The following is a 12,048-nucleotide window of genomic DNA, read 5'->3' on the forward strand; positions in this document are numbered from 1 at the left end:
CCTAATCAGGAGTTTTTATGACCACCGCAATAGAAGCCTACAACCCAAGCGCCTTTGACCTGACCCACAAGCTCACGGTCGAAAAGCACGCTCACACCGCCTTGATCACTATCAACCATCCGCCCGCCAATACCTGGGATCGTGAATCCCTGATTGGCCTGAAGCAACTGGTTGAACACCTTAACCGTGACGATGACATCTACGCACTGGTGATCACCGGCCAAGGCGGCAAGTTCTTCTCGGCAGGCGCCGATCTCAAGCTGTTTGCCGATGGCGACAAAGCCCGCGCCCGAGAAATGGCCCGTTTGTTTGGCCAAGCATTTGAAACCTTGCGTGATTTTCGTGGCGTGTCGATTGCCGCCATTAACGGCTTTGCCATGGGTGGCGGCCTTGAGTGCGCCCTGGCCTGCGACATTCGTATCGCCGAGCAGCAAGCCTTTATGGCGCTGCCAGAAGCAACCGTTGGCCTGCTGCCCTGCGCGGGCGGCACTCAGGCGTTGCCTTGGTTGATCGGTGAAGGCTGGGCCAAGCGCATGATCCTCTGCGGTGAGCGGGTTGATGCCAGCACAGCGTTGCGTATCGGCTTGGTCGAGCAAGTGGTTGAAGCCGGTGAGGCTCGTAATCACGCCCTGCTCCTGGCATCCAAGGTTGCCCGTCAAAGCCCGGTTGCCGTGCGCACCATCAAGCCTTTGTTGCAAGGCGCACGCGAACGCAACCCAAATAGCTGGCTGCCTGAGGAGCGCGAGCGCTTTGTCGACCTGTTCGATGCTGACGACACCCGCGAAGGGGTTAATGCATTTCTCGAAAAACGCGAGCCGCAGTGGCGTAACCGTTAAGGCGTGACTGGAAACTGATCCCGCCCTGAAGACCAGAATGGATAACCGATGAACGTAATTTTTGAAGAGTTTCCCTGCCTCCACGGCGTCAGTATTGGTGTGGCTACCCTTGATGCAGAGAAAAGCCTGAATGCGCTGACGCTGCCGATGATTGAAGCACTCGACAGCAAACTCGCCGCCTGGGCGGATGACCCGCAAATCGCCTGCGTCATGCTGCGCGGTAATGGCCCCAAAGCCTTTTGCGCTGGCGGTGATGTAGTGCAACTGGTTGAAGAGTGCCGCGCCCATCCCAACCAAGTACCGCCCTTGGCGCGACGCTTCTTCGCTGATGAATACCGTCTCGATTACCGCATTCATACCTTTCCCAAACCCTTTATCTGCTGGGCGCACGGGCATGTCCTGGGCGGCGGCATGGGCTTGATGCAAGGCGCCAGCACGCGCATTGTCACGCCTTCGAGTCGCTTGGGCATGCCTGAAATCAACATTGGTTTGTACCCTGATGTTGGCGGCAGTTGGTTTCTTGCGCGAATGCCAGGCGCGCTCGGTTTGTTCTTTGGTCTGACCGCCAGCGGCATGAATGCACGTGATGCGTTAGACCTTGATCTGGCTGATCGCTTTCTGCTCGACAGCCAGCAGGACGCGTTGCTCGACGGCTTGGTCCAGCTCAATTGGCAAACCCAGCCCGAAATGCAATTGCACAGCCTACTCAAAGCTCTTGAGCAACAAGCCATTGCTGAAATGCCTGAAGCGCAGTGGCTACCGCGCCGCTCGCGCATCGACCAATTGCTCGACCATGCCGACTTGCCAAGTGCCTACAACGCCTTGACCGCGCTGCAGAACGATGACGACAAGCTGCTTGCCCGCGCAGCCAAAACCCTGGCGGGCGGCTGCCCACTGACGGCATATCTGGTCTGGGAGCAAATTGCTCGCGCCAAACACCTGTCACTGGCCCAGGTGTTTCGCATGGAGTACGCCATGAGCTTGAACTGCTGCCGCCACCCGGAATTTCCTGAAGGGGTGCGCGCTCGCCTGGTCGATAAGGATCAAGCACCGAAGTGGCACTGGCCGGATATCGCCAGCATCAACACTGAAACCATCGCAGCGCACTTTGAACCGGTCTGGCAAGGCGAGCACCCATTGGCCGACCTCTAGACGTCGCACTTAACAGATAAGGAAAATAACAATGACAACTATCGCCTTTATCGGTCTGGGTAATATGGGCCTGCCAATGGCCCGCAACCTGCTCCACGCAGGGCACGCCTTGCGCGTCTTCGACTTGGTTGAAGCCTCGGTTGCGGAGCTTGCCAGTGAGGGGGCAACGGCTGCCAAAAGTGCCCATGACGCCGTGCTGGGCGCAGAAATTGTCGTCAGCATGCTGCCCGCCAGTCGTCATGTTGAAGGCTTGTACCTGGGCGAGTCGGGCCTATTTAACAGCCTGCAACCCGGAACCTTGGTACTGGAATGTTCCACCATTGCCCCGGAGTCTGCGCGCAAGGTGCACCAGGTCGCCGCTGAACGGAATATCCCTATGCTTGATGCCCCGGTTTCAGGCGGCACAGCCGGCGCGGCGGCGGGCACGCTGACATTCATGATTGGCGGTAAAACCGAGCATGTTGAGCAAGCACGACCAATCTTCGAATTGATGGGTAAGAATATTTTCCATGCAGGCCCCGACGGAGCCGGTCAAGTGGCCAAGGTGTGCAACAACCAGGTCTTGGCGGTGCAGATGATCGCCACAGCGGAAGCCATGGCCATGGGCGTTGCCAACGGTCTGGATCCGGCAACGCTAGCCGAGATCATGCGCCAGAGTTCAGGCGGCAACTGGACGCTGGAGAAGTACAACCCCTGGCCTGGCGTCATGGAAAATGCCCCAGCCAGCAAAGGCTACAGTGGAGGCTTTATGGCTGAGTTGATGGCCAAAGACTTGGGCCTTGCCCAGGAAACGGCGCAACATTTTGGCAACAGTGCGCCAATGGGCGCTCTGGCCTTGCAGCTCTACCGCATGCTGCTCAAGCAGGGCAAAGGCAAACAGGACTTCTCGGTCATCCAGCAGCTGTTTATCGATTAAGTCCAATCAGACGAGCGCTGTGACAGAGCAACAGCGCTCGTCTGCAAGTATCCTTATATACTGTATGACTATTTGGCTCAGTCAGACTTTCATAGGGATATTTTCAGTGATCAACGCTTTTTTGCTGCGCTACCGATTTCGCCTGTTGTTTGCCAGTAGCGTCTTGCTCACCTGCGTCAGCGGCTGGCCTGCACCAAGTCTAGTCTTGAAGTGGACGGCCTTTTCGCTGTTAGTACTCTCCGCCATGAACACCCTGCGCCACAAAGGCATACTGCTGAGAATTGCGCTGGCCTTGGGCATAGTGAACCTGAGCTTGTTCTTTCTGGATAAATACATCGTCATGCCCGGCCCGCTCAGTGATGGCGTTGGCCTGATCGCCTTCTACTTACTGGTGGTCTACGCACTGTTCAACCGGGTGATTCACCAGCGCCCGGTCACCCAAGAACTGCTCTACGGCCTGCTCGCCCTGTACCTACAATTGGCATTGGCCTTTGCCGCTGCATTCCACGTCATCAACAGCTTTGTACCCGATGCGTTCTGGAGCGAGCACAGTCCCTTGGAACTGCATGATTTCGTTTACTACAGCCTGGTCACCCTGACCACAGTGGGCTATGGCGACATACATGCATTAGCCCCCGGAGCACGCTTGTTAGCCGGCGCAGAGGCCGTAACAGGCGTGATGTTTATTGCCGTCGCTGTGGCTCGCACCCTGACACTGATGAGCGACAAAGACCCGCTTGACTAAGTTGCCCTGCATCGCAGCACCCACAGCAAAACACGCACCATTGCGATGCAGGAAGTCACTCAAGACACAGGCATCATTGCGCAACCCCCCATTCTAGAAGCCTCGTCTCAACTGGCACGATGTTCGCTTTAACTAGTTTGAAGCAGGACAACCCCGCCAGTGCCAAGCACTACGGGGACGCGGCTGACAATTTGCAAATGGCTGACTAGGGTTCCGGCTCACCGATAGTTCGATGAGCGGCTGGTCCGAGAGTTGGCGACCTCCAGTGAGGTTACACGGCGGGATAAAAGCCCGGGAGAACGCGCCTCATTTGAGGATCCGCCGCGAACTCCTGCCCGCCCAAATTCGAACTGGAGGTTCCCCATGCGTACACCCCGTCTGTTCTCCCTATTGGTTGCTGGTCTAGCGGTCGCAATCAGCATCAATGCCCCCGCTGCCCAAAAAGACAATTTCAGTGTGTGCTGGACCATCTACGCCGGCTGGATGCCTTGGGAATACGCCAAGGCACAGGGCATCGTCGACAAATGGGCGAAGAAGTACGACATCAATATTGATGTGGTGCAGATCAACGATTACGTCGAATCCATCAACCAATACACCGCAGGCCAGTTTGACGGTTGCACCATGACCAACATGGATGCGCTGACTATTCCTGCCGCCGGTGGCGTGGACTCCACCGCACTGGTCATCGGCGACTTCTCCAATGGCAACGATGGCGTGGTGATCAAGGGAGCCAACAAAACCCTGGCGGACCTCAAAGGCATGCCGGTCAACTTGGTTGAATTGTCGGTTTCGCACTACTTGCTGGCACGCGGTCTTGAACGCGCCGATCTCAGCGAGAAAGACCTCAAGGTAGTCAACACCTCAGACGCCGATATGGTCGCGGCCTTCCAGACCGATGACGTGCAGGCTGTCACCACCTGGAACCCATTGCTGGCCGAAATTGAAGCCACGCCCAACGTCACCAAAGTCTTTGACTCAAGCAAGATCCCTGGCGAGATCATCGACTTGATGGTGGTCAACAGCGACACCCTGAAAGACAACCCTGACTTCGGCAAAGCACTGACCGGCGCCTGGTATGAAGTCATGGCCACCATGAGCGCCGACACCGCTGAAGGCAAGGCCGCACGCGAAAGCATGGCCAAGGCTTCAGGCACTGACTTGGCCGGCTACGAAGCACAGCTTGCCGCCACCAAGATGTTCTACAACGCCAGCGACGCGGTGGCCTTCGCCAACAGCCCGAAACTGCCCGCGACAATGAGCAAAGTGGCGGAGTTCTCGTTCAGCCATGGCTTGCTCGGTGAAGGTGCGCAATCGGCTGAAGCGGTCGGCATGAGCTTCGCCAAGGGCGTTAGCACCGGTGACAAGAACAATATCAAGATGCGCTTCGACCCAAGCTTTATGCAAATGGCGGCAGATAACAGCCTGTAACCCATCGCAACTGCGGTTCGGCCACTGATCTGCCGAGCCGCAGAAGCGTCACCTGATACGGGATGACTTAATGCGCTTAATCAACCGCCACCCAGACAGAGCCGGTCGATTGATGCTGGTGTTGCTGCCTTTCGCACTGCTGCTGTTTGCCTATTTTGTCGGCTCGGCCAATCGCCTGGCGGAAAACGCCAACGACAAGCTGCTGCCCAGCGCCACACAAATGGTGGCCGCGGTTGATCGCCTGGCATTTACCGAAGACAAACGCAGCGGCAATTACCTGTTCTGGCAGGATACTTTATCGAGCCTCAAACGCTTGGGCATGGGCCTTGGCATCGCCGCAGTGGTTGGCCTGTGCCTGGGCATGGCCGCCGGTACCCTGCCGCTGCTGAGCGCACCGTTGTCGCCGTTGCTCACGGTGCTGTCGATGGTGCCACCGCTGGCGATCCTGCCGATTCTGTTCATCGTCTTTGGCTTGGGCGAGTTATCCAAAGTGATGCTGATCGTCATTGGCATCACCCCGGTGCTGGCCCGCGACCTTGAACAACGTGCCCGTGAAATCCCCACTGAATTGCTGATCAAGGCGCAAACCCTGGGCGCCAATACCTGGACGTTGATGCTGCGTGTGGTCTTGCCACATTTGCTGCCGCGCCTGCTGATTGCGTTGCGCTTGGTACTGGGCTCGGCGTGGCTGTTTCTGATCGCCGCCGAAGCAATCGCCAGCACCGATGGGCTCGGTTATCGAATATTCCTGGTACGCCGTTACCTGGCCATGGATGTGATCGTGCCCTATGTCATCTGGATCACCTTGCTTGCATGGCTGATGGACCTTGGGCTGCGTCAAGTCGCGCGGCTGGCATTCCCGTGGTACGAAGGAGCCAAGGCATGACCCAGGCCCAGCACAACAGTTTTATTGAAGTGAACAACGTCTGGCAGCAATACGCCGACCAAGTCGTGCTTGAGCGGCTAAACCTGTCGATCAGCGAAGGCGAGTTCTGCACCTTGGTCGGTGCCTCGGGCTGCGGTAAATCAACTTTCCTGCGCTTGCTGCTCGGCCAGGAGCGGCCAAGCAAAGGGCAAATCCTGCTTGCGGGCAAACCCTTGGCGGGCGAGCCGGATGCAAGCCGCGGCGTGGTCTTCCAGCGTTACTCGGTGTTTGCCCACCTGAGCGTGCTGGACAACGTGGCGATCGGCCTGGAGTTAGTGCAATCGCCCCTGCTCGGCCGGCTGTTTGGCAATGCCAAGCGCGAAGCACGCGAACAGGCTGCCGAGCTGCTGACCAAGGTCGGCTTGGGCCACGCGCTGGATAAATACCCAAGTCAGCTCTCAGGTGGCATGCAACAGCGCCTGGCCATTGCTCAAGCCTTGATCATGAAGCCCCGCGTCTTGCTGCTCGATGAGCCCTTCGGTGCGCTGGACCCAGGCATCCGCAAAGACATGCATGCCCTGCTGCTGGAGCTGTGGAACGAGATCAAACTCACCGTATTCATGGTCACCCACGACCTCTCGGAAGGGTTCAGCCTGGGCACCCGCCTGCTGGTGTTCGACAAGACTCGTATCGACCCGCATGCACCCAATGCCTTTGGCGCACGCATTACCTACGACATCCCCCTCAACCACCAACGTCGCGCCAGCCGCGCTACGTTCGATGAGCTACCTGCGCATGTTGCCGCTCGCCTGCAACCTGCTGTCTAAGGAGTTTTTGATGACTGCCTCATTAACCTTTCGCCCGACCCTGTACGAAGAGCTTGTCCCCGGTGGTGGCCACACCTCCTTTGTGCTCAAGCGTGGCCAACTGCTGCGTATCACCGACCTCGAAGGCAATGCCAATGCCAGCCTGTTGTTGCTCAATGCCCATGAGAAAAGCGAACGCTTGAGCCTGCCCGATACGCTCAAAGGCCAGCACACCGCCAAGCTCACCAGCGGCCATTGCCTTTACTCGGACATGGGCCGGGTACTGGCCGCCATCACCGCTGACACCTGCGGCTGGCACGACAGTTTTGGCGGTGTGCTCAATGCCCAGGAAGTGGCCGAGAAATACGGCGAAGGCAGCTATCAAGCCTTGCGCAACGGCTTCTACCGCAATGGTGTGGATAACTTGCTGGTTGAGATGGGCAAGTGGAATCTCAACCTGCAAGACCTGTTGATGTGCCTCAACCTGTTCAGCCGGGTCAGCGTTGACCGCGATGGCTGCTTCAAGTTTGAACCGGATAACTCGCAAGCCGGTGACTACATCGAACTCTATGCACCGATGGACACCTTGGTCGTGCTCACCGCGCTGCAACACCCCATGGACCCCAACCCAAACTACGCACCCAAACCGCTGCAACTGAGCTGGCACAAGGTCGAAAGCGACGGTATCAGCGTGCTGTGCCGCACCTCGCGCGAAGAAAACGCACGCGCCTTCCACAACACCGAACGCCTTTATATCTGAGGAGCGGCCCATGTCTGAACATCCGAACAGCCTGATACAGGGCAACAATCATCCTGAAGCCGCCGTCTTTCGTGCGCAGATTGGCGCTGGCGAGCCATTCATGACCGAAGTCAAGGCTGGACAAACCCTGCGCTTGCTCGACCTTGAAGGCAATCAAGCGGTCGATACCTTGTTCTACAGCGCGCGCAATCCGCGTGAGCGCTATGACGTGCAACGCACACTGCGCAAACAGAACCGCGTCTACCTGACCACCGGCACCGTGCTCTACTCCAACCTCGGCCAGCCCATGCTGACCATCACCGCCGACACCTGTGGCCGCCACGACACCCTCGGTGGCGCTTGCGCACAAGAAAGCAACACCGTGCGCTACGCCCTGGACAAGCGCTACATGCACAGCTGCCGCGACAACTTCCTGCGCGCCAGCCTGCACGACGGGCGCCTGAATAAAGCCGACATCAGCGCCAACATCAACTTCTTCATGAACGTGCCGGTCACGCCACAAGGTGGCTTGACCTTCGAAGACGGCATTTCCGCAGCTGGAAAATACGTCGAGTTACGCGCCGAGATGGACATCATCGTACTGATCTCCAACTGCCCGCAGCTCAACAACCCCTGTAACGGCTATAACCCGACACCTGCCGAGGTATTGATATGGGACTGATCAACGCACGGCTGCGCCAATGGCTGTTCAGCCTTTGCCAAAGCCGTTCAGGACAGTGCTTGCAGCCGCCTGAAAAGCCTGCGGCGACAAAGCCGCAACAGCACGACTAATAGAGCCACACCCAACATTCAGTCGCGGACGACCGTGGCGCAGCTCACTCACAGCGGGACGACCCGCTGCCCTTTCGAGGGACGCAAGATGTTCAACAAACTATTAATCGCCAACCGTGGCGCCATTGCCTGCCGCATTCTGCGCACCCTGCGCGACCTCGGCGTCCAAGGGGTTGCGGTGTATGCCGAAGCCGACGCCGCCAGCCTGCATATTCAAAAGGCTGATCAAGCATTCAGCCTCGGCGAGGGTCCCGCCGCCGACACCTACTTGCAGGTGCAGAGAATCCTTGCGATTGCCCGCGAGTCGGGGGCCACGGCGATTCATCCCGGCTATGGTTTTCTCTCCGAAAATGCCGCATTTGCTGAGGCTTGCGAAGCCGCTGGTATCGCCTTTGTCGGACCAACGCCCGAACAGCTGCGCATCTTCGGCCTTAAGCACACCGCCCGTGCCCTGGCCAAAGCGCAGGGCGTACCAATGCTCGAAGGCACCGGCTTGCTGGAAAATCTCGACGCGGCGCTGAGCGCTGGAGCAAGCGTCGGCTACCCGGTGATGCTCAAAAGTACGGCCGGTGGCGGCGGCATTGGCATGCGTGTTTGCCGTGATGCCGAGGAACTTGCGGACGCCTTTGAAACAGTCAAGCGCCTGGGCCAGAACAACTTTAGCGATGCCGGTGTATTTATCGAAAAATACATCGAGCATGCACGCCATCTTGAAGTGCAAATCTTCGGTGACGGCCTCGGTGAAGTGCTCGCCCTCGGCGTGCGCGATTGCTCGGTGCAACGGCGCAACCAGAAAGTCATCGAAGAAACCCCAGCGCCCAACCTGCCGAACGGCATGGACCTTGAGCTGTGCGCGGCCGCGATCAAGCTGGCCAAGGCAATCAATTACCGCAGCGCCGGCACCGTGGAGTTTGTTTACGACAGCCAGGCCGAGCGCTTTTACTTTCTCGAAGTCAACACCCGGCTACAAGTCGAGCACGGCGTCACCGAACAGGTCTGGGGTGTCGATCTGGTCAGTTGGATGATCGAATTAGCCGCCGGTGAACTGGCGCCGCTGGCGCAACTGCAAGCGCAACTCAAGCCAAACGGCCATGCCATCCAGGCGCGTGTCTATGCCGAGGACCCGGGGCGCGACTTTCAGCCGAGCCCCGGTTTACTGACGACGGTTAATTTTCCCGAGGCCGATGGCAAGGCGCTACGCATCGACACCTGGGTTGAAGCTGGCTGTGAAATCCCCGCCTATTTCGATCCGATGATCGCCAAGCTGATTTGCTGGGCGCCCGAGCGAGAAACCGCACGCATCCAACTGGCGAATGCACTGGGCGATACAACACTCTATGGAGTGGAAAACAACCGCGATTATCTGCGTCAGATCCTGGCCTACGGCCCCTTTGCCGAGGGCCAACCCTGGACGCGCTGCCTCGAAGGCTTGCGCTATCAAGCTGAAACCATTGAGGTGCTCAGTGCGGGCACCCAAACCAGCGTGCAGGATTATCCCGGCCGGCTCGGCTACTGGGCGGTTGGCGTCCCACCATCCGGACCAATGGATGATCGCGCGCTGCGTCTTGGCAACCGTTTGCTGGGCAATCCACAGGGCGCGGCGGCACTGGAAATCACCATGAGCGGGCCAAGCCTGCGTTTCAACACAGACGCGGTGATTGCCGTCACCGGCGCGGCCATCGCTCTGCAACTCGACGGGGTTGAGCAGCCACTGCACACGGCCATAAAAATCAATGCTGGCAGCGTCTTGAGCATTGGCAGCATCAATGGCAGTGGCGCACGCAGTTACCTGTGCCTGCGCGGCGGCATCGAAGTACCCGACTACCTGGGCAGCAAAAGCACCTTCACCCTCGGCCAGTTCGGCGGCCACGGTGGCCGGGCCTTACGTGCAGGCGATGTATTGCACCTCGCCAAACTGACTCATCCCGACAGCGGCGCCAGCCTGCCCGCGGCACTGTGCTGCGAACTGCCTGCCGTGCGCGAACTCCGGGTGATTTATGGCCCCCATGGCGCACCGGAATATTTCAGCGAAGACTACATCAACACCTTTTTCAACACCGCCTGGGAGGTTCACTTCAACTCCAGCCGCACCGGCGTGCGCCTGATCGGCCCGAAACCGCAATGGGTCCGTGACAGCGGCGGAGAAGCGGGGTTGCATCCGTCGAATATTCATGACAATCCCTACGCCGTAGGCGCGGTCGATTTCACTGGCGACATGCCGGTAATCCTCGGCCCCGACGGCCCGAGCCTGGGTGGCTTTGTTTGCCCGGTGACCATTATCGAAGCCGATCTGTGGCAACTCGGTCAGCTCAAGGCTGGCGACAAGGTCCGTTTCAGCGCCGTCGACATCAATACCGCCCGAGCCTTGGCACAGTCACGCCTCAGTGAACTCGACGCATTGAGCGCGCAAACCTACGCCGCATCCTTGAGCAACTGGGAAACGCCTGCCAACCCTGTCTCACTGACCTCGCCGATTGTGCTTGATCTGGGCCAAGACGATACCCGGCTGGTTGCACGGCTTTCCGGAGACACCCACTTGCTGTTGGAGATCGGTGCGCCTGAGCTGGATCTGGTCTTGCGCTTTCGCGCCCACGCCCTGATGCAGGCACTGGAGAGCAAAGCACTTGCGGGCGTAATCGACCTGACGCCTGGCATTCGTTCGCTGCAAGTTCACTATCAACCAGAGACGCTGAGCCTGGACGCTTTGCTGGCGATTATTGCAGGTGAATGGGACGCCGTTTGCGCCAGCCAAAACCTGACGGTGCCTTCGCGCATTGTCCATTTGCCGCTGTCCTGGGATGACCCGGCCTGCCAACTGGCAATCGAAAAATACATGACCACGGTGCGCAAGGATGCGCCCTGGTGCCCAAGCAACCTGGAATTCATCCGTCGTATCAACGACCTCGAAAACCTTGACGAGGTATATCGCACGGTATTTGAAGCCAGCTATCTGGTCATGGGCCTTGGCGACGTTTATCTCGGCGCACCGGTGGCCACACCGCTCGACCCGCGTCACCGTTTGGTCACCACCAAGTACAACCCGGCGCGCACCTGGACCGCAGAAAACTCAGTGGGCATCGGCGGGGCCTATATGTGCGTGTACGGCATGGAAGGCCCGGGCGGCTATCAGTTTGTGGGGCGCACACTGCAGATGTGGAATCGTTATCGCGAAGTGGCTGCATTCGCCGGTAAGCCCTGGTTGCTAAGGTTCTTCGACCAGATTCGCTTCTACCCGGTCAGCCCTGAAGAGCTGCTGAAAATCCGCCGCGACTTCCCGCTCGGGCGCTTTGACTTACGCATCGAACACAGCCAATTGTCACTGGCTGACTATCAGCAATTCCTGGCTAGCGAAGCCGACGAGATCGCTGCATTTCGCCGTCAACAACGCAACGCCTTTGACGCCGAGCGCCAGCGCTGGATCGACAGCGGCCAAGCCCATTTTGACAGCGAAGAAGCAGCGCCAGAACAGCTCGAAGACGCGCCTTTAAGCGTTGGGCAGCACGCGATCGAAAGCCATATCGCCGGCAATCTTTGGCAGGTTCAGGTCAGCGAGGGCAGTCGCGTCAACGCTGGCGATGTACTGGTGATTCTCGAATCGATGAAGATGGAGATCCCATTGCTCGCCCCGCACGACGGCATCATCAAGAGCATCAGCGTACAGCCGGGGTCTGCAATTCGTGCAGGCCAGCGCGTGGCGGTGCTCGAACAGTAGTCATTGAGCCGCCAAAGGCCGTATCCGGCAGGCTCACTCAGCATGGGAATCCTG

At 58.6% G+C, this 12,048-nt stretch carries 10 protein-coding genes and 1 riboswitch; all 10 genes read left to right on the forward strand.

Annotated features, from left to right (window positions below; translation table 11 throughout):
• Positions 1 to 17: 17 nt before the first annotated feature.
• Complete coding sequence (locus AACY26_RS13810) at positions 18 to 836, forward strand: enoyl-CoA hydratase (RefSeq protein WP_339514953.1); 819 nt, start codon at positions 18 to 20, stop codon at positions 834 to 836.
• A gap of 48 nt (positions 837 to 884) precedes the next feature.
• Positions 885 to 1,988 (forward strand): enoyl-CoA hydratase/isomerase family protein, encoded by a 1,104-nt coding sequence (locus AACY26_RS13815; RefSeq protein ID WP_339514955.1) that lies wholly within the window; start codon positions 885 to 887, stop codon positions 1,986 to 1,988.
• Positions 1,989 to 2,019: 31 nt separating this feature from the next.
• Positions 2,020 to 2,904 (forward strand): 3-hydroxyisobutyrate dehydrogenase, encoded by an 885-nt coding sequence (mmsB, locus tag AACY26_RS13820; protein WP_339514957.1) that lies wholly within the window; start codon positions 2,020 to 2,022, stop codon positions 2,902 to 2,904.
• A gap of 106 nt (positions 2,905 to 3,010) precedes the next feature.
• Entirely contained in the window at positions 3,011 to 3,649 is a 639-nt protein-coding gene (locus AACY26_RS13825; protein WP_339514959.1) for a potassium channel family protein, read from the forward strand.
• 194 nt (positions 3,650 to 3,843) lie between these two features.
• Positions 3,844 to 3,949, forward strand: a riboswitch (guanidine-I (ykkC/yxkD leader).
• A gap of 63 nt (positions 3,950 to 4,012) precedes the next feature.
• Complete coding sequence (locus AACY26_RS13830) at positions 4,013 to 5,080, forward strand: putative urea ABC transporter substrate-binding protein (RefSeq protein WP_339514961.1); 1,068 nt, start codon at positions 4,013 to 4,015, stop codon at positions 5,078 to 5,080.
• A gap of 70 nt (positions 5,081 to 5,150) precedes the next feature.
• Positions 5,151 to 5,966, forward strand: a complete 816-nt coding sequence (locus AACY26_RS13835; protein ID WP_339514963.1) for an ABC transporter permease — start codon at positions 5,151 to 5,153, stop codon at positions 5,964 to 5,966.
• Positions 5,963 to 6,772, forward strand: coding sequence for an ABC transporter ATP-binding protein (locus AACY26_RS13840; protein ID WP_339514965.1), 810 nt, complete (start codon positions 5,963 to 5,965; stop codon positions 6,770 to 6,772). Before AACY26_RS13835 ends, AACY26_RS13840 begins: the two co-directional genes overlap by 4 nt.
• Before the next feature lie 10 nt (positions 6,773 to 6,782).
• Positions 6,783 to 7,511: an urea amidolyase associated protein UAAP1 gene (locus AACY26_RS13845; RefSeq protein ID WP_339514967.1), complete on the forward strand. Its 729-nt coding sequence runs from the start codon at positions 6,783 to 6,785 to the stop codon at positions 7,509 to 7,511.
• 10 nt (positions 7,512 to 7,521) lie between these two features.
• Positions 7,522 to 8,172, forward strand: a complete 651-nt coding sequence (locus tag AACY26_RS13850) for an urea amidolyase associated protein UAAP2 (RefSeq protein ID WP_339514969.1) — start codon at positions 7,522 to 7,524, stop codon at positions 8,170 to 8,172.
• 198 nt (positions 8,173 to 8,370) lie between these two features.
• Positions 8,371 to 11,994 carry an urea carboxylase gene (gene uca / locus AACY26_RS13855; RefSeq protein ID WP_339514971.1) on the forward strand — a complete coding sequence of 1,208 codons (3,624 nt, stop codon included), beginning with the start codon at positions 8,371 to 8,373 and terminating at the stop codon, positions 11,992 to 11,994.
• Positions 11,995 to 12,048: the final 54 nt, after the last annotated feature.

The organism is Pseudomonas sp. RL_15y_Pfl2_60 (assembly GCF_963970595.1).
In the GTDB taxonomy this organism is placed as follows: domain Bacteria; phylum Pseudomonadota; class Gammaproteobacteria; order Pseudomonadales; family Pseudomonadaceae; genus Aquipseudomonas.

Excerpts from the sequence above, each read along its gene's own strand:
- AACY26_RS13810 (WP_339514953.1), top strand. The coding sequence starts at position 18 with ATGACCACCGCAATAGAAGCCTACAACCCAAGCGCCTTTGACCTGACC.
- AACY26_RS13815 (WP_339514955.1), top strand. The coding sequence starts at position 885 with ATGAACGTAATTTTTGAAGAGTTTCCCTGCCTCCACGGCGTCAGTATT.
- mmsB (WP_339514957.1), top strand. The coding sequence starts at position 2,020 with ATGACAACTATCGCCTTTATCGGTCTGGGTAATATGGGCCTGCCAATG.
- AACY26_RS13830 (WP_339514961.1), top strand. The coding sequence starts at position 4,013 with ATGCGTACACCCCGTCTGTTCTCCCTATTGGTTGCTGGTCTAGCGGTC.
- AACY26_RS13835 (WP_339514963.1), top strand. The coding sequence starts at position 5,151 with ATGCGCTTAATCAACCGCCACCCAGACAGAGCCGGTCGATTGATGCTG.
- AACY26_RS13840 (WP_339514965.1), top strand. The coding sequence starts at position 5,963 with ATGACCCAGGCCCAGCACAACAGTTTTATTGAAGTGAACAACGTCTGG.
- AACY26_RS13845 (WP_339514967.1), top strand. The coding sequence starts at position 6,783 with ATGACTGCCTCATTAACCTTTCGCCCGACCCTGTACGAAGAGCTTGTC.
- AACY26_RS13850 (WP_339514969.1), top strand. The coding sequence starts at position 7,522 with ATGTCTGAACATCCGAACAGCCTGATACAGGGCAACAATCATCCTGAA.
- uca (WP_339514971.1), top strand. The coding sequence starts at position 8,371 with ATGTTCAACAAACTATTAATCGCCAACCGTGGCGCCATTGCCTGCCGC.